Here is a 22,828-nt window from a genome sequence, read left to right on the forward strand (position 1 = left end):
GGGTAAAGGAGGATCTGAAATGAACGCTCAATATGGTGCGTATGTTGCAATGCACAATAGTTATAGTGCGATGCAACAGAAACGAATGCCTTGCCACCTTTGGACTGATGGTCTCCAGGCCGTAAAAGTCGTATGGAGAGGGCTCTCTCCGAAGCTTTAATGCAACAGGCCGGGACATGAACATGTCCCGGCCTGTTGCTTTTGATCAGGGGCGCTTGTCGGTCGAGCGCTTTTTGTCCTTCGGTTTCTTGAAATCCTTTGGACCTTTGAAGTCTTTAGGACCCTTGCCGGCCGGTGGTCCCTTGCGGGCAGGATGAGCATCTCGCTCCCTGGGGCCATGGCTCTTCGGCCCATTGCCCTTCGGTCCGCTCCACGGCTTGGCATCGCGGGGCTTGCCGGGGCCAGCCTTGCCGAATCCTGGCTTCCCAGGCCCTGCATCGGCAGGCTCGATGCTGATGTCCTCATCGTTGGTCTTGCGCACGGCAGCGGCAAATTTCGAGGCCTGCGACTTCACGATCTCGAACTTCGTTTCCCGGTCGAAGATCTTGATCGAGCCGATCTCCTTCTTCGTCACGTGGCCGAGGCGGCAGATGATCGGCAGGAGCCAGCGGGGATCCGCGTTGTTCCGGCGGCCGACGCTCATGCGGAACCACACCATGTCCTCGGACGACCGCTCGAAGCCGCCTTCCGAACCACGGTCACGATCATTGAAGCCGCGGCTTCGCTCCTCCCCCCGCTCGCGCTTGTCCTTGCGCTGGCGCGGCTCGCGGTCCGAGCCCGCATCGACGATCTCTTCGGGAGCAGGCAACCGCGAGCGGTTGAAACGCACCAGGGCGTTGGCAATTTCCTCCGCCGAACGCTCGGCGAGCAGCGCCCGCGCCATGGCCAGATCCTCTTCCGTCGCCTCTTCGGCGAAGATCGGATCCTGCATCAGCCGTTCCCGGTCGCGCACCCGGATCTCGTCCGCAGACGGTGGGCCTGCCCAGGACACGTCGATCCCGGCCATGTCGATCAACCGTTCGGCCTTGCGGCGGCGGGTATAGGGCACGAGAAGGACGCAGGTGCCCTTGCGGCCGGCACGGCCCGTGCGCCCGCTGCGATGCAGGAGGGTCTCGTGATCGTTCGGCAGGTCGAAATGGATCACGAGGCCCAGGTCCGGCAGGTCGATGCCGCGGGCTGCCACGTCGGTGGCTACGCATACCCTTGCGCGCCCGTCGCGCAGTGACTGCAGGGCGTTGCTCCGCTCGCTCTGGGTCAGCTCGCCCGACAGGGACACGGCTGAGAAGCCGCGCTCGATCAGGCTCGCATGGAGGTGTCGCACGGCCTCGCGGGTATGGCAGAACACCATGGCGCCGCGGCTTTCATAGAAGCGCAGCACATTGACGACCGCGTGCTCGACCTCATTGGGCGCGCACCGGAGCGCGCGGTAGTCGATGTCACCGTGTGGCTGGTTCTGAACCAGGGTGTCGATGCGGTGCGCATCACGTTGGTAGCGCCGCGCCAGGGCGACAATGTTCTTTGGCAGCGTCGCGGAGAACAGGAGGGTACGTCGGCCTTCTGGCGTTGCTTCGAGAATGAATTCCAGATCCTCGCGGAAGCCGAGATCGAGCATCTCGTCGGCTTCGTCGAGCACCACGACCCTCATCTTGGAGGTGTCGAGGCGGCCGCGCTCCAGGTGATCGCGCAGGCGGCCAGGCGTACCGACCACGATGTGGCAGCCATCGGCGAGCGCCCGCTGCTCGCGGCGCACATCCATGCCGCCCACGCAGGACGCCACGCGGGCTCCGGCCGGACCATAGAGCCAGATCAGCTCCCGGTTGACCTGTAGAGCGAGCTCACGGGTAGGGGCGATGATCAGGGCGAGAGGTTCGCGCGGCGCCTCGAAGCGCTCGGCGTCGCCCAGCAGGGTAGAGGCCATGGCGAGCCCATAGGCGACCGTCTTGCCGGAGCCGGTCTGGGCGGAAACGAGGAGGTCCCGGTCGAGCGCGTCCGGCTGCAGCACGGCGGCCTGGACGGGGGTCGGGTCGTTGTAGCCTTTGTCGGCCAGGGCGCGGTCGAGGCTGGGATTGGACTTGGGAAAAGGCATGAGAATGGGCTGAACCGTTTCAAGAGGAGCCCTCATGGGCTCCGGTAAGGATGATCAGCCGGAGGCAGCGGCGTCGTCTATTTCGTCGATGGACACCAGGAACACGACATCGATATCGAGGTCGTCATCATCGTCTTCGCCGTCTTCGTCGACCTCGTCCTCTTCGTCCAGGGCCTCATAGAAGGCATCGATCTCGTCTTCCGATGCGGGCCGAGTCGTCAAGGCAGCTGAGCCGTCCCAGAGGGAGCGGCTCTCGCTCTTAAACGACTTTAGGTCATCTTTAAAGCTCTCGCTGAGAAAGAGTTCGCGGGCCTGCTCCTCATCGGCATTCGTCACGGCAACTGCCTTGCCGGCTATTTCCAGGGTGACCATGGCTCATCCTTTGCCACTGCAATGGGATCCAAGTGACTAACGCTCAAGCCCGGAATTCGATCAAACCCACCCTGGGTAAGCTTTTCCGAGCCTTCAGGAAGGGTGTGAACAGCCCTTTAGACCAGTATGGACATGGGGCAACCAATATGAGACCAGTTACGTTGTGAACGTGACTGGCTCCACTGTCTGCTTCCGGTCCCTCGACCGGCTTTCCCTGACTGGTTCCCGCTTTAACGAAGACGGAGCCGGTCTGCGCGGCCGTTTCGCCTGGGTCATTGATGGGGCCACTGGTCTCTCCAACGACCAGCTGACCTCAGGGGGCAGCGATGCCGCGTGGCTTGCGGCCTTCATCGACGAGCGGCTGGCAGCCCTGTCCGAAACGGAAGGCGCCTATCTGGTGCTGCGGCAGCTTGAAGGCGATGTTCGATCAGCCTTTGGGGAAGAGACCGCGCATGTGCAGGATGTCGGCGACCATCACGCTCCGTCTGCCTGTCTCGGCCTGATCGAGTTGATGCCGGGCGACACCGGTCTCCTCAGGCTCCAGGGGCATCTTCTGGGCGATGTGGTCGTGCTCGTGCCCTCGGAACATGGGATCGACCGCTGGAGCGACGAGCGGGCGAAGCCCTTCGAGAGGAAGACACTGGCGGCTCTTGGTGCCCGGGGGCATGAGCCGGGGCAGATCCCCGAAGCCGTCAGGCGACAGATTCTGGAGAACCGTACCCGGCTCAACCAACAGGACGGCTATTGGGTCGTGAACCCGCGCCGGCCCTGGGCTGGCCAGGAGCTGCGGTTCGACGCGCAGGTTAGATCGGATGCGCCCATCGTGCTCGCCACCGACGGCTTCATGCGGTTGGTGGATGTGTTCGCAGCCTATTCGGACCACGAACTCTACGACCGGCTCGCCGCCGGAAAGGGGCAGGACCTGATGCAGGAACTGCGGGAAAGGGAGCGAGGCGACCTCATGGCAGGCGCCTATCCTCGTGTTAAGACCCACGATGACGCAACCTTTCTTGTCATTGCAGCCGAGCGATCGCGCTGAACGAGTTCCGCAGGGCTTGTTCGAAGAGCGGGCTCTGCGGTGGGAGGACTAAGGACTTCAACAATGAGGGAAACAACAATGAAACTGACCCGACGCATTCTTATGGGCGCTGCCGCCGGCAGCTTCCTGCTCTCATCCGGCGCCGCCATGGCCCAGCAGACCGAGCTCACCTTCTGGAGCTGGCGCCAGGAAGACAAGGCATTCTACCAGGACACCATCAAGAAGTTTCAGGAGAAGAATCCCGGCATCACGGTCAAGTTCGAGACCTATGCGCCTGAGAACTACCAGACAATCCTCTCCACGGCGCTTGCCGCCGGCCGCGGCCCGGACGTGATCCAGGTGCGCGCCTACGGCAACCTGGAGACCGTCGCGACCCCGGGCTACCTGCTCGCCCTCGACCCGCAGAACGTGCCGGAGCTGGCGAACTTCCCGGAAGCGGCGCTCGCCGCCGAGACGCTGCGCTCCGACGGCAAGGTCTATGCCGTTCCCTTCGCCATGCAGGCGCAGCTCGTGGTCTACAACAAGAAGATCTTCAAGGATAACGGCGTCAACCCGCCCAAGACCTGGGACGAGCTGATGACGCTCGCTCAGGCGCTCAAGGCCAAGAACATCACGCCATTCGCCAACGGCACGGCCACCGCCTGGCAGAACGAGACCATCGTCGGCGGCCTGCTCTCGTCGATGCTCGGCAAGCAGTTCGAAGCCGACATCGTCGCCGGCAAGGCGAACTTCACCGATCCGCGCTTCGTCGGCGCGCTCACCAAGCTGAAGGACGTCGGCCAGTACTTCTCGCCGAACTTCACTGGCGTCGATTATCCGTCCTCGCAGCAGCTTTTCGTGGCCGGCCGCGCGGCCATGTTCGCGGGCGGTTCCTACGAGGTGGCGAACTTCAAGAACCAGAACCCGACGCTGGATCTCGGCGTGTTCCCGGCTCCTGTCCTGAAGGCGGGCGATCAGGCGCTGATCGCCACCTATTATGACGGCGGCTATGCGGTGAACGCCAAGACCGAGAAGAAGGATGCGGCGCTGAAGTTCGTGCGCTATCTCGCCACGCCGGAATACGGCACGGCCTTCACCAATACGCTCAAGAACCTGTCGCCGATCAAGGGCATCAAGATCGAGGACGCGATCACCCAGGAGGTGGCGAAGCTCGCCGAGAACTCCATGTCGTACCTGATGCTCGTGCGCTTCCGCTATCAGGAGCCGAGCGGCTCGGTGCTGCTGCAGTCGAACGTGCAGAAGATGCTCGCCGGTCAGCAGACCCCCGAGCAGGCTGCGGCCGAGATCAACAAGGGCATCGCGACCTACTACAAGCCCTTCCAGAAGTAAGTCTGTGATACAAGGGCGGCGGGCTCTCGGGCTCGCCGCCCTTTTTGAAAGCTGTCGATGTCCATGCTCGTCTCGCGCAAACAGGCTCCGTCGCTGAAGCGGCAATTATGGGTGGCGTTCCTCGTCGTCCCGCCCATCGTGTTCATGTCGCTCTTCGTGGTTTATCCGATCCTGTCGGCCTTCGCCTATGCCTTCTATGACTGGCAGGGGTTGGCGCGCGGCGAGTTCGTGGGGCTCAGGAACTTCAAGGAAGTGCTGTTCGGCGCCACCATGGCGCCCGTGGTGTGGAACGCCTTCCTGCACAATGTCTATGCGCTGATCGCCCTGATGATCATCCAGAACGGCGGCGGGTTCCTCCTCGCCTGGCTGCTCTACAAGGAGCCCTTCGGCTTCCGTTTCCACCGGATCGCCGTGTTCGTCCCGGTGGTGCTCTCAACCATCATCGTGGGCTTCCTCTGGAAGCTCTTCCTCAATCCGAACTTCGGCATCATCAATCAGGCGCTCTATTCCCTTGGCCTCGATGCTTTAGCCAAGCCCTGGCTCGGCGATTCATCGACGGCGCTCGGCGCGCTGATCCTGGCCAATGCTTGGCATTTCGTGGGCTTTCCGACGCTGGTCTATCTCGCCGGCATGCAGCGCATTCCGCCTGAGATCATCGAGGCGGCGCGGCTCGACGGCACCAGTGAATGGCAGCTCTTGAAGAATATCGTATGGCCCCTGGTGGCGCCGAGCACCACCATCCTGTTCACGCTGCTCTTCATCGGCGCGTTCAACTGGTTCGAGATTCCGTATGTGATGGTGGGCCTCGACGGGTCGCCCTTCGGCACCACCGACGTGCTCGGCCTCGTCTTCTACCGCACAGCCTTTGGCAACCAGAGCGCCAGCATCCAGAACTTCGGCATGGGCTCCGCGCTCGCCACGCTGCTCTTCCTCTTCATCGTCGTCTTCGCGTCCATGCTGACCCTGTGGCTGCGCCGTCGGGAGATCCAGTTTTGACCGCCCTTACATCTCAGGCGCCCGCGGCGCGCCAGCCGATCTCCTTCGCGCTGCTCGCGCAGGTCATCCTGATCGCCAATTCCTTCATCATGCTCTATCCGGTCGTGGTGATGGTGCTCTCCGCCTTCAAGACCACGGGCGAGATCTTCGAGCATCCCTTCGCGCTGCCAGACTTCACGCAAGTCGGAAACTTCGCCAAGGTGCTCAGCGAAACCGCGATGCCGACCTACTTCATGAACTCGATCCTGGTCACGGGCACATCGGTCATACTGATCCTCGTGCTCGGTACCATGGCGGGATATGCGGTGGCGCGCTACGAGTCGCGCACGAACACCTTCATCCTGCTGTTCTTCCTCGCGGGTCTGATGCTGCCCCTGAAGCTGGCGGTCATTCCTCTCTTCATCCTGCTGCGCGACCTCGGCCTGCTCGACAGCCGCTGGAGCCTGATCGTCACCTACACGGCCATCGGCCTGCCGTCGGCCGTGTTCATCATGGCGGGCTTCCTGCGCACGTTGCCGTCGGAGCTTGAGGATGCTGCTCGCATCGACGGCGCGTCCGAGCCGCGCATCATGTGGTCGGTGATGCTGCCGCTGGCCCGCCCGCCCATGGCGATTGCCGCGATCCAGAACGCGGTCCCGATCTGGAATGACTTCTTCTTTCCGCTCGTCTTCATCCAGACCGACGCGCGAAAAACCCTGCCGCAGGGGCTCACCACCTTCATGGGCGAATACACCACCGACTGGGGCATGCTGTTTGCCGGCCTCACCATCGCGGCGGCGCCCATCACGCTTCTCTACATTGCCCTGTCGCGCCAGTTCATCCAAGGCATGACGGCGGGCGCGGTGAAGTAGCATGCTGATCCCGAAGGGCGCGCTCGTCGTCTCCTGCCAGGCCCGCGCCGACAACCCGCTGCACGGGCCGGTCTATATGGCCGCCATGGCGCAGGCAGCCGAGGCGGGCGGCGCCCGGGGCATTCGCGCCAACGGCGCAGATGACATTGCAGCGATCCGCGCCGTGACGGCGCTCCCGATCATCGGCATTGCGAAGGTGTGGGACGACCGCTTCCCGGTCTACATCACGCCAGGCTTCGCGCAGGCAGCCGAGATCGCCAGAGGCGGCGCCGACATCATCGGCCTCGATGCCACGCCGCGCCCGCGCGACGGCGAACCGGTGGAGCGCCTGATCGGGCGCATTCGCTCTGAGCTTGGCAAGGAGGTCTTCGCCGATATCGCCACCCTGGAGGAAGGGCGGGCCGCCCATGCGGCTGGTGCCACTTATGTCGCGACGACGCTCTCCGGCTACACGGAGGGGACGGCCTCCGGCAGAACCGAGGGTCCCGATTTGGAGCTTCTGTCGGCCCTCGTGGCCGAAGTTCCGGTTCCCATCGTTGCCGAAGGGCGCTTCGACACTCCTGATCTCGTCGCAGAGGCTTTCAGGCGCGGAGCCCATGCGGTCGTGGTGGGCACCGCGATCACCAATCCGCGCGAGATCACGAGAAAGTTTGTTCGGGCTGTTTCCTGAAGGGCCCTTAAGGCAAGTTTGTAACGGAAACGTGAGAGCACCTCTGGCGTTCTCGGGTGTACCCATCCACAATGGGTTTCAACCGAGGTGATGCCGTGCTGATCCGCCGCCCTTCCGATATCCTGCCTTCCGAGATCACGCCCCGGGAGGTCTACCTCAATCGCCGCCAGTGGATGAGTGGCGCGGCCGGGCTTGCCTTTGCGGCGTCGCTGCCGGGTGGCCTCTCGGCTGCGCCGCTGTCGGCGGTGAAGAGCCCGTTCTCGACCGACGAGAAGCTGACGAGCCGGGAGGACGTGACGAGCTACAACAACTTCTATGAGTTCGGCACCGGCAAGGACGATCCGGCCGCCAAGGCCAAGTCTCTCAAGACTTCGCCCTGGGCTGTCAAGGTCGACGGCATGGTCGGCAAGCCGGCCGAGTTTGCCATCGAGGACCTCATCAAGTCCTCGACCCTGGAGGAGCGCATCTACCGCATGCGCTGCGTCGAGGGCTGGTCCATGGTGATCCCCTGGGTCGGCTTTCCGCTCGCGGATCTCATCAAGCGCGTGGAGCCCTTAGGGAGCGCGAAATACGTGGCCTTCGAGACGGCTTACCGGCCCGAGGAGATGCCGGGCATGGACACTGTCTTCCCGGTGCTCGAATGGCCTTACGTGGAGGGCCTTCGCCTGGACGAGGCCATGAATCCGCTGGCCATCCTGGCGGTTGGGCTCTACGGCGAGACGCTGCCGAACCAGAATGGTGCGCCCATCCGCCTCGTGGTGCCGTGGAAATACGGCTTCAAGGGCATCAAGTCGATCACCCGCATCAGCTTCGTCGACAAGCAGCCGGCAACCTCCTGGAACAAGCAGGCACCGAGCGAGTACGGCTTCTACGCAAATGTTAACCCGAGCGTCGACCATCCGCGATGGAGCCAGGCGACCGAGCGGCGCATCGGCGAGGGCGGTCTGTTCGTGAAGCGCCGTCCGACGCTGATGTTCAACGGCTATGCCGAGCAGGTGGCGAGCCTCTATACCGGCATGGACCTGCGGAAGCTCTACTGATGGCGGGACGAGTCTCCGCGCCCGGCGCCGCCAAGGGCTTCGTTCTGCCTCAGGTGCCGAAGATCCTCGTCTACATCGTCGGCTTCATTCCGGCCGTATGGCTGTTCTATGCCGGCATCACCGATCAGCTCGGCGCCGATCCCATGAGATATCTGGAGCAGGCGCTCGGCCTCTGGGCGCTGCGCTTCCTCATTGCGACGCTGGCGATCACGCCGCTGCGGCAGCTTTTCAACGTCAACCTGCTGCGCTACCGCCGGGCCATCGGATTGTTGGCCTTCTATTACGCCGCTCTTCACCTCATCACCTATCTGGTGCTCGATCAGGGCCTCGACGTGGCGGCCATCGTGGCCGACATCCTCAAGCGGCCTTATATCACCATCGGCATGGCGACCTTCGTCATCCTCGTGCCGCTGGCCGTGACCTCCAACAACGCCGCGATCCGGCGCATGGGCGGGCAGGCCTGGGCCAGGCTGCATAAGCTCGTCTATGTAGCGGCCATCGGTGCGGCACTGCACTTCATCCTGGTGGTTAAGTCCTGGCCGACCGAGCCTCTGGTCTATGCGGCCATCGTGGCCGTTCTGCTCGGCTACCGGCTGGTTCGCTCCCTGGTGAAGAAGCCTTCGCCCCGGCGGCGCGCTGCTTGAAGAGCAAGCCCACTTGGCTAGGATGCAAGGGGTTAGCATTAGGGTCTCATCCTTGAACAGCCGGACCACCCATCGAAGAGATTTCGTCACCCGCGCAATGGTGCGGGTGCTCCTGGGGGGGCTTTTGTGGGCGGGTCTTGCTCTGCCGGCAGGAGCTTTGGCCCAGAGCAGGGACGTGGTGGTCTTCGCTGCTGCCAGCCTGAAGAACGCGCTCGACGATGCTGCCGCCGCCTGGATGCGCGATAACAGCGGCAGGCGAGTCGTGGTGTCCTATGCCGCCAGCAACGCGCTCGCCAAGCAGATCGAGGTAGGAGCCCCGGCCGACCTGTTCTTTTCCGCCGATCTCGATTGGATGGACTATGCGGCCGCTAAAAGTCTCATCAAGACGGAAAGCCGTGTCAGCCTTCTCGGCAACTCCCTCGTGCTCATTGCCCCGAAGGGATCCCAGGCGCGGATCGACCTCAGGCCCGGCGTTGATCTTGCTTCGATCCTCGGCAGCGATCGCCTGGCCATGGGCCATGTGAACGCAGTGCCGGCCGGCAAATACGGCAAGGCGGCGCTCGAACATCTCGGCGCCTGGGCGGGTGTGAAAGATAGGATCGCCCAGACGGAGAACGTGCGCGCCGCGCTCGTGCTCGTCTCCCGAGGCGAGGCGCCCCTCGGCATCGTCTACAAGACGGATGCGGTGTCCGATCCGAACGTGACGATCGTTGCGACCTTTCCCGAGAGCAGCCATCGGCCGATCGTCTACCCGGTCGCATTGACGAAGGACTCGGCTAATCCCGAAGCCGTAGCGTTCCTGGCCTTCATGCGCTCGGACAAGGTGAAGCCCATTTTCGAGAAGCAGGGCTTCACGATGTTGAGCAGGGCGGGGTCGGGCTCCTGATGGAGGGGCTGTCTCCGGAAGAGTGGACGGCGGTTCGCCTCAGCCTGAAGGTCGCCTCCGTGGCGATGGCGGCAAGCCTCATCCCCGGCATTGCCATCGCGTTCCTGCTGGAGCGCAGGCGTTTCTGGGGGCGACAGGCGCTCGACGTGGTCGTGCATCTGCCGCTTGTATTGCCGCCTGTCGTCGTCGGCTGGTTTCTGCTCATCGGCTTCGGGCGCCGTGGCCCCATTGGGGCCTTTCTCGCTGAGCAATTCGGCATCGTGTTCTCGTTTCGCTGGACGGGTGCTGCGCTCGCCTGCGCGATCATGGGCTTTCCGCTGCTGGTGCGTGCCATCCGTCTCTCCATCGCGTCCGTCGATCGCAAGCTCGAGGATGCGGCTGGCACGCTCGGCGCCCATCCCGTCTGGGTGTTCGGCGTTGTGACGCTGCCTCTCATCCTGCCCGGTATCATCGCCGGCATGGTGCTGTCCTTCGCCAAGGCGATGGGCGAATTCGGCGCGACGATTACCTTCGTGTCCAGCATTCCCGGCGAGACGCAGACCATTCCGTCGGCGATCTATGCCTACACGCAGGTGCCGGGAGGCGAGGGTGGCGCAATGCGACTCACCCTCGTATCGATTATCATTTCCATCGCCGCGCTGTGGCTCTCTGAATGGCTGGCGCGGCGTGTGCGTCGCCGGGTGCAAGCCTGATGATCCTCGACGTTGACATCTATCACCGGCAGGGCGGCTTTTCGCTTGAGGTGCGCTTTCAATCGGATGGGAAACTCACTGCGCTCTATGGTCCGTCAGGCTCCGGCAAGACGACCATCGTGAATGCCATCGGTGGTCTCGTGCAGCCGGATCATGCTCGCATCGTGGTGCAGGGTCGGGAGCTCGTTGATACGAAGACAAACATCGTCGTGCCCAAGCACAAGCGGCGCATCGGCTACGTCTTCCAGGAGGGGCGTCTCTTCCCGCATCTCAACGTGCGCCACAACCTGCTCTTCGGCCGGTGGTTCACACCGAGCGGTGAGCGGAAGGCGAGCTTCGATCATGTGGTGGATCTTCTTGGCATCACCCATCTCCTCGACCGCCGCCCGTCGACATTGTCCGGCGGCGAGAAGCAGCGCGTGGCCATCGGCCGTGCGCTGCTGGCCGATCCGCAGCTCCTCTTGATGGACGAGCCGCTCGCGTCACTGGACGAGGCGCGAAAAAGCGAGATCTATCCTTATATCGAACGCCTGCGCGATGAGGGTGGCGTTCCCATCGTCCTTGTCAGCCATTCCGTCGCCGAGATCGCGCGACTTGCAACCTCCGTCGTGGTTCTCTCCGAGGGGAAGGTGGTGGCCTCCGGTCCGGCTGCCGAAGTCCTGCGGCACACGAATTACTTCGCGCAGAGCGGTCTCACGGAGGCCGGTGCGCTGATCGAGGCACAGGTGTCGGGCCATAATGCGGCTTATGACCTGACCGTGCTGCAGGCCAGGGCCGGCGCCTTGAGCGTCCCGCGTCTTCCTCATCCCATCGGCACGATCCTGCGCGTGCGTCTGCGCGCCCGCGACATCATCCTGTCGCTGGCGCCGCCTCATGGCCTGAGCGCCCTCAACGTGCTGCCCGCATTCATTTCCTCGATTGGCGATGCCGAGGGTGCGAGCATGGACGTGCAGCTCGATTGCGGCGGCGACCCTGTTGTGGCCCGCGTGACCCGCAAGTCAGTGGAGGAGCTTGGCCTCAAGCCCGGTCTTCCGGTCCATGCCATCATTAAGAGCATCGCCTTCGACCCGGAGGCCCTTGGCGTCGCGGGGCAGGAGAATATTTGAGAGCCGAGCCCGTCGAGGTTGCATGAGCAGCAGGGCCGTGTAGCCTCTCCAACCATCTTTTTCAGTCTTGAGAGACCAGGATCATGAACGAACAAGTCCGGAATCTGCCCAATGCGGCCTCCCATGCCCAGTCTCTCGACCGTCTGGCAGAGGTCGCCATTCGGGTCGGGCTTGGGCTGAAGCCGGGGCAAGAGCTGGTCCTGACGGCGCCGCTCGAGGCGATCGCCCTCGTGCGGCGCATCACGGAGCATGCCTATAAGGCTGGTGCCTCCCTCGTGACCACGATCTTTTCCGACGAGGAGAGCACACTGATGCGCTTCCGCCATGGGCGGGATGAGGGCTTCGACACGGCTCCGGCCTGGCTCTACGAGGGCATGACGGAGGCCTACAAGAAGGGCGCCGCCCGGCTTGCCATCGTGGGCGAGGATCCGTCGCTCCTCGCCAAGGAGAATCCGGACAAGGTCTCCCGTGCCAACCGGGCCCGCTCGAAGGCTTATATGCCTGCCCTCAACATGATCGCGGGCTTCGACATCAACTGGACCATCGTGTCTGCCGCGACACCGGCCTGGGCCAAGACAGTGTTCCCGGAGGATACGGACGAGGTGGCGCTGGCCAAGCTGTGGCAGGCGATCTTCTCGGCGTCGCGCGTCGACACGCCCGATCCCATCGCCGCCTGGGAAAAGCACAACACGGCCCTGCAGACCCGCACGCGGATGCTGAATGAGAAGAACTATGCCGCGCTCCATTTCCGCGGCCCCGGCACGGATCTGCGCGTCGGTCTCGCGGATGGGCATGAGTGGAACGGCGGTTCCACGACGGCGAAGAACGGCATCGTCTGCAACGCCAATATTCCGACCGAGGAGGTGTTCACCACGCCGCACAAGGACCGGGTGGACGGAACGGTGACGAGCACCAAGCCGCTCTCCTATAACGGCACCCTGATCCAGGACATCCAGGTGCGGTTCGAGGGCGGGCGGATCGTGGAGAGCAGGGCGCGCACGGGCGAGGCCGTGCTGAACAAGGTGCTCGATACGGACGAAGGCGCCCGCCGCCTCGGCGAGGTGGCCCTGGTGCCCTATTCCTCGCCGATCTCGCAGAGCGGTCTATTGTTCTTCAACACCCTGTTCGACGAGAACGCCTCCAGCCACATTGCCCTCGGCCAGGCCTACAGCAAGTGCATCCGGGGCGGTGGCGCAATGAGCGAGGACGAGCTGACGTCCCGCGGCTCCAACAAAAGCCTCATCCATATCGACTGGATGATCGGCTCCGATGAGGTGGATGTGGATGGTATCACACAGGACGGCAGGGCGGAGCCGCTCATGCGTGGCGGCGAATGGGTGACATCGTAACAAAGGACTCGCGCTTCGCCCTGTGCTGGATCTATGATCCAGATGATTGCCTGATCTGACGCAAACGGTGCTTGACGTAGCGGCATCGTGGCTGTGATGGATAACAGGTATCAAAGAGGTGCTGGTCCGATTGGTTGTCGGGCCGGTGCTGTCTCAAGAGCGTGGATGGATGTCGGACACACCCAATCGTCAATCTGAAGCCCTCCTGTCGGTCCGCTCCCTGTCGGTGGAGTTCGGCACGGGGCAGGGAACCTTCAAGGCCGTCAAGGACGTTAGTTTCGACGTGCAGCCGGGCAGGACCCTAGCGGTCGTCGGTGAATCGGGGTCGGGCAAGTCCGTCACTTCGCTCGCGATCATGCGCCTGACGGATTACACGGGCGGGCGTATCACCAGCGGACAGGTGCTGTTCCGCCCCGATGGCGGCGAGGCCATCGATCTGGTTCAGGCCTCCGACGCCAGGCTCCGGGAGATTCGCGGCAACGATATCGCGATGATCTTCCAGGAGCCGATGACGTCGCTCAATCCGGTCTTCACCATCGGCAACCAGATTTCCGAGACGCTGATCCTGCACCAGGGCCTGAAGGGGCGCGAGGCGCGGCTGCGCGCAAGGGACCTGCTGCAAAAGGTGCGCCTGCCGGATGCTGACAGACTCCTCGACCGCTATCCGCACCAACTCTCCGGCGGCATGCGCCAGCGCGTGATGATCGCCATGGCGCTTGCCTGCAACCCGAAGCTGCTCATCGCCGACGAGCCGACGACGGCGCTCGACGTGACCATCCAGGCACAGATCCTCAACATCATCCGCGACCTGCAACAGGAGATGGGCACCGCCGTCATCTTCATCACGCACGACATGGGCGTGGTGGCCGAGATGGCCGACGATGTGGTGGTGATGTGGAAGGGCGAGAAGGTGGAGCAAGCGCCGGTGCGCGACGTCTTCGCTTCTCCACAGCATCCCTACACAAAAGCGCTTCTCTCCGCCGTCCCGCGCTTAGGAAGCCTCAAGGGCCAGCCGCTGCCGAAGCGCACGCCTGTCATGGTGATGGATGGCAACGTGGCCAAGCCTGTGGGGGACACGCACGAGCAGAACACGGCCGATTACACCAAGCCCGTTCTCCAGGTCGACAAGCTCACCACGCGCTTCGACGTAGGAAAAACTTTCTTCGGCCGCGTCACGCACCGCGTCCATGCGGTCGAGGAGGTGAGCTTCGACATCTATCCCGGCGAGACGCTGGCGCTGGTGGGCGAATCCGGAAGCGGCAAGTCCACCATCGGGCGCACGCTGCAGCAGCTCGTCGAGCCCACGGGCGGCACGGTGCGCTTCGACGGGCGCGATATGGGGGCCATGAGCCCGGCCGATCGGCGACGGTTGCGGCAGGAGATCCAGTATATCTTCCAGGATCCCTTCGCCTCCCTCGATCCGCGCCATTCGGTGGGCTACAGCATCGCTGAGCCGATCATCGTCCATGGCCTGATCAATGACCGCAAGGCGCGCGAGCGGCGCGTACATGAACTCCTGGATCAGGTCGGCTTGCTACCACAGCATGCGAAGCGCTACCCGCATGAATTCTCCGGTGGACAGCGGCAGCGCATCTGCATCGCGCGGGCGCTCGCCAGCAATCCGAAGCTCGTGATCGCGGATGAATCCGTGTCCGCCCTCGACGTGTCGATCCAGGCGCAGATCGTCAATCTTCTCATGGAGCTGCAGGAGAAGCGAAAGCTGTCCTATCTCTTCATCACCCACGACATGGCCGTGGTGGAAAAGATCAGCCATCGCGTCGCCGTGATGTATCTCGGCCAGATCGTCGAGCTCGGGTCGCGGCAGGCGATCTTCGAGAACCCGCAGCATTCCTATACCCGCAAGCTGCTGGCCGCGGTGCCGATTGCCGATCCACAGCGCGAGCGGGCGAGCGTGCGGATCGAGGGTGAGATTCCAAGTCCTGTTCGCCCGGTCGGGCAAGAGCCCGCCATTCATCGCATGCGCGAGGTCGCGCCGGGACATTGGGTTGCCATCGAGGCGGATTCGCTTCGTGGCGCAGCGTAAAAAGACTTTCCAGAGGGAGACAAGACAAGATGAAGTTATCGACAAAACTGAAAGCGCTCGGTTTCACCGTCGCCACGGCCCTGGTGCCGCTCACGGCATCCGGTGCGCAGGCGGCAGGAACCATTACGGTTGCAATCACCATCGATCCGGGTAGCTGGGACCCGATCGACAGCTTCCTCGTGCCGTGGTCGTCGGCGGCCAACAACATCTATGACGGCCTGCTCTCGCGCGGGCCTGACATGAAGCTCCAGCCGGCACTGGCGACCTCGTGGGAGTTTCTCGACAACAACAGCCGCATCCGCTTCAAGCTGCGCCAGAACGTCAAGTTCCACAACGGCGAGCCGTTCAACGCCGAGGCCGTGAAGTTCACCTTCGACCGCCTGCTCGGCGAGGAGGGCAAGAAGGGTCCGCAGCAGTCGAACTACAACTCCATCTCCAAGGTGGAGATCGTCGACGACTCCACCGTCGACTTCATCATGAAGCAGCCCGATCCCGTGCTGCTGACCAAGCTCGCCGGCTACGGGGGCATGATCGTGCCGCCGAAGTACATCCAGGAGAAGGGCGACGCGCACTTCAACATGAATCCGGTCGGCACCGGGCCGTTCAAGTTCGTGGAATACACCCCAAAGGTGAACCTGGTGCTCGAGGCGTTCTCCGAGCATTGGGGCGGCGCGCCGAAGCTGGACAAGGTGGTGAACCGGTTCATTCCTGAGGCCAACACTCAGGTGGCAGAGCTCCAGGCCGGCCGCATCGATATCGCGACGCTCATCCCCTTCGGTCTTGCCCCGACGGTGGAGAAGAGCCCGAACGCCACTCTGGTCAGCATCACGGGCCCGACGGTTGTGGCCCTGCGCCTCAACACCAAGGAGGGCATCACCAAGGACATCAACGTCCGCAAGGCCCTCACCATGGCGGTTGATCGCGATGCGATCATCAAGGCGGTGCTGCTCGGCCATGGCAAGCCGATCGCGAGCTTCCAGTCGGAGCTGTCGTTCGGCAACGACCCCACCTTGAAGCCGCTGCCGTTCGATCTCGCGAAGGCAAAGCAGATGCTGCAGGAGGCGAAGGTTCCGGCCGGCTCTCCCGTGCGCATCGACTTCCGCGGCAATGACGCGACCTTCCGCGAGGTCGCTCAGGCGGCGGCCGGCTACTTCCAGGCGCTCGGCCTCAAGCCGTCGCTCCAGCCGCACGAGCCCCCGGTTCTGCTCAACGACATCATCCCCAATGGGAAGACCGGCGAGGCCTGGCACAATTCCTGGGGCGGATGGACCTTCGACTACGACAACACCGCTTACCTGATGTACCACTCGGGCGAGAAGTGGAACCCGTACGACAACGATCCGAAGCTGAATGCCCTGCTCGAGAAGCAGCGCACCATCTACGACACGGAACAGCGTCAGAAGATCCTGCAGGAAGTCGCGCGTTACGTGGCGGACCAAGCGCTCGAAATTCCGCTCTATAATGAGAATACCGTGCTGGGCGTGAGCAAGCGGGTCAAGAACTTCGTGCCTCCGGCTGACCGGCGGTTCCGCTTCAACGACGTGACCGTCGACTAAGCTCGTATCCCCGTGACCATCGAACAGGCCCTGCGAAAGCAGGGCCTGTTCCAGTGTAGAAGGAAACCCCGTGGCGGGCTTTATTCTCAAACGATTGCTGCAGGCCATTTTCGTGGTTCTCGCCGTCACGCTGATCGTCTCCTTCGCGATCAGGTTGACGGGCGATCCCGCCGTCATGCTGGTGGGCGGCGCCGGCAGCGTCACCGAACAGGATCTGCAGAACATCCGGCAGTCGCTGGGTCTTGAGCGTCCGTTCTTCGTTCAGTATCTCAGCTTTCTCGAAGGCATTCTGACCGGCGATTTCGGCAAGAGCTTCATGGGCGGCACGCCCGTCTCCATGCTCATCGCCCGCGCATTGCCCGCGACGCTCCTGTTGGCCTTCGCCTCGCTGATTGTCTCCATCATCCTGTCCGTGCCGCTCGGCATTTACGCGGCCGTGCATCGCGGCCGCTGGCCGGATCAGATGATCCGCATCCTGTCGCTGGTCGGCCTGTCCTTTCCGAATTTCTGGCTCGCCATCATGCTGGTGCTCCTGTTCTCCATCGTGCTCGGGATCCTGCCTCCGAGCGGCATGGAAGGGCCTGAGAGCTTCGTCATGCCGGCGCTCACCATGGCGACCATTCTCACCGCCACCAATGTGCGTCTCGTGCGCACCTCCATGCTTGAGACCCTGTCGCAGCAATACATCATGGTGGCGCGCTCCAAGGGCCTGCGCGACCGCGTGGTGCTCTACAAGCACGCGCTGCGCAACTCGGCCATTCCGCTCGTCACCTATATCGGCCTGCAGTTCGGCGGCCTCATCGGCGGCATCGTGATCGTGGAGCGGGTGTTCAATTGGCCCGGCATGGGCACGCTCGCTTTCGACGCCATCTCGAACCGTGATTATCCGGTGCTCCAGGGCACCATCACGGTGCTGGCGCTGTTCATCATTCTCATTAACCTTCTGATCGATATCGCCTACGGGCTGATCGATCCGCGCATCCGCACGGAGTGAAGCCTATGGCAACGGCTCAGGCTGTCTCCTCGTCGCGCTCATGGTTCAAGTCGCTCGAGCTTGTTCTTGGCATCCTCTTCGCAGGCGGCATCGTCCTGGTCGTGCTGCTCTCTCCCGCGCTGTTTCCGGATGGTGGCGAGGGCATGGACCTCATGGCGAGGCTCATCCCGCCGTTCCAGAGCTGGCAACACATCCTCGGCACCGATCCTCTTGGCCGCGACGTGCTGGCTCGGGTCGCTGTGGGCGGCAAGATTTCCCTCATGGTCGGCTTCCTGTCCGTGATCGGCGCCGTCATCATCGGCACTCTCGTCGGGTTGGTGGCGGGTTATTACCGCGGCATCGCCGAGATTCTCCTGATGCGTTTTGTCGACATTCAGCTCGCGCTGCCCTTCATCCTCGTTGCGATCATGTTCCTGGCCATCCTGGGTGCGGGCATCGATAAGGTCATCTTGGTGATGATCGCCACCCAGTGGGTGCAATATGCGCGCCTCGTGCGCGGCTCCGTGCTGTCGTTGCGGGACCGCGAGTTCATCCTCTCCGCCCGTGCCATCGGGGTCGGCAACGGTCGCATTATCTTCACCCACATTCTGCCCAACGTACTCGGCCCCATCATCATCCTCATGACTCTGCAGGTGGCCAACAATATCCTGCTCGAAAGCAGCCTGACCTTCCTCGGCCTCGGCGTCGATCCGCTCATCCCGAGCTGGGGCGGAATGCTGGCCGACGGGCGCACCTACCTGCAGACGGCCTGGTGGGTCAGCGTGTTTCCCGGGCTCGCCATCATGTTCACCGTGCTCGGCCTCAACCTTCTGGGTGATTGGCTGCGCGATTATCTCGACCCGACAGGACAGACATCGAAATGACGATTTTGCTCAACGAGCGGGTGCCGCGCACGCTCGACATTCTCGTGCGCGATTGGGCGAAGAGCGACCATCGCGGCATGATCCTTGAGGCCTGGCTGTTCGAAGACGAGGCGGCGCGGCGCCGAGCCGAACAGGTCTTTGCCGCATCCGGCATCCATGCCCGCCTGCGCAGCGCCTACAAGCCGCTCGTGCACGCCTTTCTCGAAGAGTTCGACATGGCGGGCGTGACCCGCGCGGTCGTGCGCTACCCCTTGCACGAGAAGGCGGACCGCCTGCGCTTCCTCTCCGAGGCCTATCCCCTGGCGGCCCTGCTTGGGAACATCGAGACCCGCTTCGAACCCGGCGAGGTCGATCTCACCTATCAGATCACGCTCGAATACGCGGATGGCAGTGTTGCGGAGCATGAGGTGTTCGCCCCCAACCGCCTGCGCACCAACCATCTCGATCAGGTCGACCTCACCCCGACCGGCTGGCTGAAGGTGACAGGACGCGCTGACGCAGGCCCTGACCTGGACGAGCCGCTCGAGACCGAGATCGAGCAGGTGTTTCACAAGGTCATGGCGGCCGTCATGGCTCATGATTGGCCCGCAACCGAGCCCTATATGGAGACGCTTGCCATCGACGTCGCCATTCCGGGCATCGAGCGCGAGCTCGATTACGGCGACGAGGTCATGAGCACCCGCGAAGCGCTGCACGAGGATTTCTATTTCTCGATCCTCGAGTTCTTCAAGCACCGCTCGGGCCGTCCTCCCGAAGACCGCGGCCTGCAGCCTGGCCAGATCGTGCCGGATATTCGCGCAGGGGAAGGTGACGCAGAGATTCGCGTGACGCTGCGCTCCTTTGGCGCGCCGTCTGATCCGGCGCGGCCGGAGCAGGATATCGAAACCGCGGATGCAGCGCCGTCTCTTGCCCAGATCCACCGCGAGCTTGCGGAGCTTCCGGGCGAAACCTTCGAGGGCGTCTCCCGCGAGGGACGGCCGGTGCGCGGCCTCTACCGTCCCGGCTCACGTGCGCCCGTCCTTGTGACGAGCGGTCAGCACGCCAACGAGACCTCGGCTCCGGTCGGCACCCTGCGGGCCGTTCGCCGGCTTCTCGCCAATCCCGAGGCGAACATCGCCTACATTCCGGTTGAGAACCCGGACGGCTACGCGCTGCACGGCCGCCTCTGCGAGGGCAGCCCGCGGCACATGCACCACGCCGCGCGCTACACGTCCCTCGGCAACGATCTGGAATATGGAAGCAGCGAACCTCTTTATGAGATCGGCGCCCGCAATCAGGCCCTCGTCCTGTCGGGCGCGCAGCTTCACCTCAACTTCCACGGCTACCCGGCCCACGAATGGACCCGTCCCTTCACGGGCTATCTGCCGCGCGGCTTCGAGCTCTGGACGATTCCGAAGGGCTTCTTCCTGATCATGCGGCACCACCCTGCCTGGGCCGAGACGGCCAGGACACTGATCGAGGCGGTCACGACGGGCCTGTCGGCCGTGCCGGGACTGGCCGAGTTCAACCGGCGCCAGATCGAGATCTGCTCGATCCATTCGGGCGGAACGCCCTACGAGATCATCAACGACATCCCGTGCCTGATCACGGCCGACGAGCGCCACCCGACCCCGATGACGCTGATCACGGAATTCCCGGACGAGACGATCTATGGCGAAGCCTATCGCTTCGCCCATACCGTCCAGATGGCAACCGTCATCGCCGCCGAGGAAGCTTTCAACACGCTGATGAGTGCGGCCGCTTAAAGTTAAAAGCTACCCGTCCGATGGCCAGGGCTCCCGAGCAATCGTATCGGGACCGATTGCTCGCCTGTGACTGTTCATGTGATTAAATTCTTATTTATAATTCAGAAAGTTAGGCCTTATTGGCGCCAGTCCTCATGCCTTGGCTCTGCTTGATCCCCTCTCCGATATATTGTAATGAAACTCTATATCGCACAATAAGCGAATTTTATGGATCGTAGGGGCAGTTAGTATGGCCAAGCTTTTTGATTTCCAGGCGGAGAGCCTTCCGTCCTGGTGGGACGGCAATTACACCATTCAGGGGGCCAATCTCGACCTTATCAAGGGTGATGGCGCCTCCCAGGTCGTGCTCGTGCCGACCGTCTATATGGATTCACTGACCTCCACCCGGGTCTACCGCGATAATGGTGATGCCGGCGGTTATAATACCGATGGCGCTCCGCGTACGGAGAGCGACGCTTCGATCAGAGAGGCAATTAATGCAGCGCAGACCCGTGGGCTTGAGGTGATCTTCAAGCTGCATGTGAACATGCAGAACGACGACTGGAATGCCCTCATCGGCCCGCCCGCAGGATCCACGCCCGCTGAGGCCAAGGTGTGGGCCGATGCCTGGTTTGCTTCCTACAAGGAAGCCGTGATTCATTACGCCAGGCTCGCGAAGGCGGAAGGCATCACGGCCTTCGCCATCGGCAATGAATGCGAGAGCATGACGCAGCCGCAATACACCCAGTATTGGCGGGACATCATCACGGATGTCCGCAAAGAGCTGGAGGGCACCGACATCAAGCTCACCTACGCGGCAACCTGGACGGAGGCGCTTCACGTCGAGTTCTGGGATCAGCTCGATTACATGGGAGCCAACCCTTACATCGCCTTCACGGCCAACAATGCAAATCCGACCGTGCAGCAGCTGGTCGATGGCTGGACCAAGCCGTCTAATGTCTCCAGCACGAGCAATCCGATCATCGCGAAGTTCGGACAGAACATGTCCGCGATGGATGCCCTGAAGCATGTGGCCCAACAGTTCGGCAAGAAGCTGATCTTCACGGAAACCGGCTTCCGCAGCATGAATCTCAACAACACCTCGCCGTGGGAATGGGGCGAGGACAACTTCATCGATGAGCCCGAACAGCTGAACATGTTCAAGGCCTTCTATAAGATCATCACAGATCGCATCGATGAAGGCTGGATGGGCGGCTACTGGCTCTGGAACTACGATGCCAACCAGCCCAATCCGGCTCCGGATAGCGGCTATGGCACCGACGGCAAGCTTGCCGACGCGATCGTCGAGCAATACTTCAAAAATCCGGGATCGGTTGCCGGCCTCAAGCTCGATGGCACGACTGCGGGTGACAGGCTCGCAGGCGGGTTCAACCATGACACTATCGCGGGCGGTGCAGGAAACGACATCCTGACAGGTAACCGGGGTGGCGACCTGTTCGTCTATGCCGGCGGCGACGGCGCCGACACCATCACCGACTTCCGGTATACCCAGCAGGGCGACAGGATCCGCCTGATCAATGTGGGAGCCGCAGGTTTCGATGACCTCGAGATCGTGCAGACCAATGGCGGCTACATCGTCCGCTTCTCGGATGGCGGCAGCCTCACGGTTCTGACGACTGATACCAACCCGAACGCGAACTGGTTCACCTTCACGGCTGAGACCGGTCCGTCGATCAAGCCAACAGATGGCGATGATAGCATCACCGGGACGAGCAAAGCCAACGTCATTAAAGCCAAGGCCGGTGACGACACCGTACTCGGCCTCGGTGGCAGTGACCGGCTGAGCGGGGAGCTAGGTAACGACACCATCGATGGCGGCACCGGCAATGACGTTCTCTACGGTGATAAAGGAGACGACTACCTCGAAGGCGGCAGCGGAGCCGATCGCGTCTATGGTGGCGAGAACAACGACATCATCTCCGGCGGTGCCGAGAACGATCAACTCCGAGGCGATAGCGGCGACGACATGCTCAATGGCGATGCTGGCAATGACCTCCTGCGCGGCGGTGCCGGCTACGATGTCCTCAACGGCGATGCCGGCCATGACAAGCTCTATGGCGAGGCCGACAATGACCAGCTCAGCGGTGGAGATGGCAACGACCTCGTCAATGGCGGTGACGGAAACGACGGCGTCGAAGGCGGCGATGGTGACGACAAGCTCTATGGCGGCAATGGTGACGATGCCGTCCAAGGCTGGTTCGGCAACGATCAGATGTGGGGCGGAGCCGGCAACGACATGCTGGAAGCAGGCGGCGGCACCGACAAGCTTTGGGGCGGCAAGGGTGCTGACGATTTCGTCTTCGGCCAGGGCATGGGCAAGGATGTCATCTACGACTTCAAGCTCAAGCAAGAGGATCAGCTGATCGTCCAAGGCAACATGAACGGAACCGGCATCGGCAGCGGCGCGACCGATGCGGAGGTCATGCAGATCTTCAGGAAGCTGGTGAAGCAGGTCGGCCGCGACACCGTCATCAACTTCGGCGATGGCGACGTCCTGACCCTGAAGAACTTCAAGGCTTCCACCCTGGACCGCGGCGATCTCTGGTTCTGGTAACCGCCTGATTTT

Annotated in this window: 19 protein-coding genes; 17 read left to right on the forward strand and 2 right to left on the reverse strand. The window is 62.8% G+C overall.

Going from position 1 to position 22,828, the window contains the following annotated elements; genetic code table 11:
• Positions 1-205: 205 nt before the first annotated feature.
• Together I2H36_RS00595 and I2H36_RS00600 are read right to left on the reverse strand one after the other, a co-directional pair.
• Complete coding sequence (locus tag I2H36_RS00595; RefSeq protein WP_196262566.1) at positions 206-2,086, reverse strand: DEAD/DEAH box helicase; 1,881 nt, start codon at positions 2,084-2,086, stop codon at positions 206-208.
• A 54-nt stretch (positions 2,087-2,140) separates the two neighbouring features.
• Positions 2,141-2,458: a hypothetical protein gene (locus I2H36_RS00600; protein ID WP_196261955.1), complete on the reverse strand. Its 318-nt coding sequence runs from the start codon at positions 2,456-2,458 to the stop codon at positions 2,141-2,143.
• A 169-nt stretch (positions 2,459-2,627) separates the two neighbouring features.
• On the opposite strand from I2H36_RS00600, the gene I2H36_RS00605 reads away from it, so the two are divergent.
• From I2H36_RS00605 to I2H36_RS00685, 17 genes are all read left to right on the forward strand, one after another.
• Positions 2,628-3,497 (forward strand): hypothetical protein, encoded by an 870-nt coding sequence (locus tag I2H36_RS00605; RefSeq protein WP_210330878.1) that lies wholly within the window; start codon positions 2,628-2,630, stop codon positions 3,495-3,497.
• Positions 3,498-3,575: 78 nt separating this feature from the next.
• Complete coding sequence (locus tag I2H36_RS00610) at positions 3,576-4,826, forward strand: extracellular solute-binding protein (RefSeq protein ID WP_196261957.1); 1,251 nt, start codon at positions 3,576-3,578, stop codon at positions 4,824-4,826.
• Positions 4,827-4,883: 57 nt separating this feature from the next.
• Positions 4,884-5,822 (forward strand): carbohydrate ABC transporter permease, encoded by a 939-nt coding sequence (locus I2H36_RS00615; protein WP_246718586.1) that lies wholly within the window; start codon positions 4,884-4,886, stop codon positions 5,820-5,822.
• Positions 5,819-6,673, forward strand: a complete 855-nt coding sequence (locus tag I2H36_RS00620; RefSeq protein ID WP_196261958.1) for a carbohydrate ABC transporter permease — start codon at positions 5,819-5,821, stop codon at positions 6,671-6,673. Before I2H36_RS00615 ends, I2H36_RS00620 begins: the two co-directional genes overlap by 4 nt.
• Before the next feature lies 1 nt (position 6,674).
• Positions 6,675-7,343, forward strand: coding sequence for an N-acetylmannosamine-6-phosphate 2-epimerase (locus tag I2H36_RS00625; protein WP_196261959.1), 669 nt, complete (start codon positions 6,675-6,677; stop codon positions 7,341-7,343).
• A gap of 71 nt (positions 7,344-7,414) precedes the next feature.
• Positions 7,415-8,383, forward strand: coding sequence for a protein-methionine-sulfoxide reductase catalytic subunit MsrP (gene msrP, locus I2H36_RS00630; RefSeq protein ID WP_210330879.1), 969 nt, complete (start codon positions 7,415-7,417; stop codon positions 8,381-8,383).
• Positions 8,383-9,027: a protein-methionine-sulfoxide reductase heme-binding subunit MsrQ gene (msrQ, locus tag I2H36_RS00635; protein WP_196261961.1), complete on the forward strand. Its 645-nt coding sequence runs from the start codon at positions 8,383-8,385 to the stop codon at positions 9,025-9,027. Before msrP ends, msrQ begins: the two co-directional genes overlap by 1 nt.
• Before the next feature lie 97 nt (positions 9,028-9,124).
• Positions 9,125-9,913, forward strand: coding sequence for a molybdate ABC transporter substrate-binding protein (gene modA / locus I2H36_RS00640; RefSeq protein WP_196262568.1), 789 nt, complete (start codon positions 9,125-9,127; stop codon positions 9,911-9,913).
• Positions 9,913-10,605 (forward strand): molybdate ABC transporter permease subunit, encoded by a 693-nt coding sequence (modB, locus tag I2H36_RS00645; RefSeq protein WP_196261962.1) that lies wholly within the window; start codon positions 9,913-9,915, stop codon positions 10,603-10,605. The genes modA and modB overlap by 1 nt, the downstream gene beginning before the upstream one ends.
• Positions 10,605-11,711 carry a molybdenum ABC transporter ATP-binding protein gene (gene modC / locus I2H36_RS00650; RefSeq protein ID WP_196261963.1) on the forward strand — a complete coding sequence of 369 codons (1,107 nt, stop codon included), beginning with the start codon at positions 10,605-10,607 and terminating at the stop codon, positions 11,709-11,711. The genes modB and modC overlap by 1 nt, the downstream gene beginning before the upstream one ends.
• 83 nt (positions 11,712-11,794) lie before the next feature.
• On the forward strand, positions 11,795-13,060 hold the full coding sequence (locus I2H36_RS00655) for an aminopeptidase (protein WP_196261964.1): 1,266 nt from the start codon (positions 11,795-11,797) through the stop codon (positions 13,058-13,060).
• Between the two features lie 169 nt (positions 13,061-13,229).
• Complete coding sequence (locus tag I2H36_RS00660) at positions 13,230-15,104, forward strand: ABC transporter ATP-binding protein (RefSeq protein WP_196261965.1); 1,875 nt, start codon at positions 13,230-13,232, stop codon at positions 15,102-15,104.
• Positions 15,105-15,133: 29 nt separating this feature from the next.
• Positions 15,134-16,660, forward strand: a complete 1,527-nt coding sequence (locus I2H36_RS00665; protein ID WP_196261966.1) for an ABC transporter substrate-binding protein — start codon at positions 15,134-15,136, stop codon at positions 16,658-16,660.
• A gap of 70 nt (positions 16,661-16,730) precedes the next feature.
• Entirely contained in the window at positions 16,731-17,654 is a 924-nt protein-coding gene (locus I2H36_RS00670; protein WP_196261967.1) for an ABC transporter permease subunit, read from the forward strand.
• Positions 17,655-17,659: 5 nt separating this feature from the next.
• On the forward strand, positions 17,660-18,517 hold the full coding sequence (locus I2H36_RS00675; RefSeq protein WP_196261968.1) for an ABC transporter permease: 858 nt from the start codon (positions 17,660-17,662) through the stop codon (positions 18,515-18,517).
• Positions 18,514-20,262 carry a M14 family metallopeptidase gene (locus tag I2H36_RS00680; RefSeq protein WP_196261969.1) on the forward strand — a complete coding sequence of 583 codons (1,749 nt, stop codon included), beginning with the start codon at positions 18,514-18,516 and terminating at the stop codon, positions 20,260-20,262. Before I2H36_RS00675 ends, I2H36_RS00680 begins: the two co-directional genes overlap by 4 nt.
• A gap of 229 nt (positions 20,263-20,491) precedes the next feature.
• On the forward strand, positions 20,492-22,816 hold the full coding sequence (locus I2H36_RS00685; RefSeq protein WP_196261970.1) for a glycoside hydrolase family 113: 2,325 nt from the start codon (positions 20,492-20,494) through the stop codon (positions 22,814-22,816).
• The last annotated feature ends 12 nt before the right edge of the window (positions 22,817-22,828 follow it).

This window comes from Microvirga terrestris (assembly GCF_015694425.1).
Taxonomy (GTDB): Bacteria; Pseudomonadota; Alphaproteobacteria; order Rhizobiales; family Beijerinckiaceae; genus Microvirga; species Microvirga terrestris.

Excerpts from the sequence above, each read along its gene's own strand:
- I2H36_RS00615 (WP_246718586.1), top strand. The coding sequence starts at position 4,884 with ATGTCCATGCTCGTCTCGCGCAAACAGGCTCCGTCGCTGAAGCGGCAA.
- msrQ (WP_196261961.1), top strand. The coding sequence starts at position 8,383 with ATGGCGGGACGAGTCTCCGCGCCCGGCGCCGCCAAGGGCTTCGTTCTG.
- I2H36_RS00685 (WP_196261970.1), top strand. The coding sequence starts at position 20,492 with ATGGCCAAGCTTTTTGATTTCCAGGCGGAGAGCCTTCCGTCCTGGTGG.
- I2H36_RS00600 (WP_196261955.1), bottom strand. The coding sequence starts at position 2,458 with ATGGTCACCCTGGAAATAGCCGGCAAGGCAGTTGCCGTGACGAATGCC.
- I2H36_RS00595 (WP_196262566.1), bottom strand. The coding sequence starts at position 2,086 with ATGCCTTTTCCCAAGTCCAATCCCAGCCTCGACCGCGCCCTGGCCGAC.
- I2H36_RS00610 (WP_196261957.1), top strand. The coding sequence starts at position 3,576 with ATGAAACTGACCCGACGCATTCTTATGGGCGCTGCCGCCGGCAGCTTC.
- I2H36_RS00655 (WP_196261964.1), top strand. The coding sequence starts at position 11,795 with ATGAACGAACAAGTCCGGAATCTGCCCAATGCGGCCTCCCATGCCCAG.
- I2H36_RS00675 (WP_196261968.1), top strand. The coding sequence starts at position 17,660 with ATGGCAACGGCTCAGGCTGTCTCCTCGTCGCGCTCATGGTTCAAGTCG.
- modA (WP_196262568.1), top strand. The coding sequence starts at position 9,125 with ATGGTGCGGGTGCTCCTGGGGGGGCTTTTGTGGGCGGGTCTTGCTCTG.
- I2H36_RS00660 (WP_196261965.1), top strand. The coding sequence starts at position 13,230 with ATGTCGGACACACCCAATCGTCAATCTGAAGCCCTCCTGTCGGTCCGC.
- I2H36_RS00680 (WP_196261969.1), top strand. The coding sequence starts at position 18,514 with ATGACGATTTTGCTCAACGAGCGGGTGCCGCGCACGCTCGACATTCTC.
- modC (WP_196261963.1), top strand. The coding sequence starts at position 10,605 with ATGATCCTCGACGTTGACATCTATCACCGGCAGGGCGGCTTTTCGCTT.
- modB (WP_196261962.1), top strand. The coding sequence starts at position 9,913 with ATGGAGGGGCTGTCTCCGGAAGAGTGGACGGCGGTTCGCCTCAGCCTG.
- I2H36_RS00625 (WP_196261959.1), top strand. The coding sequence starts at position 6,675 with ATGCTGATCCCGAAGGGCGCGCTCGTCGTCTCCTGCCAGGCCCGCGCC.
- msrP (WP_210330879.1), top strand. The coding sequence starts at position 7,415 with ATGGGTTTCAACCGAGGTGATGCCGTGCTGATCCGCCGCCCTTCCGAT.
- I2H36_RS00665 (WP_196261966.1), top strand. The coding sequence starts at position 15,134 with ATGAAGTTATCGACAAAACTGAAAGCGCTCGGTTTCACCGTCGCCACG.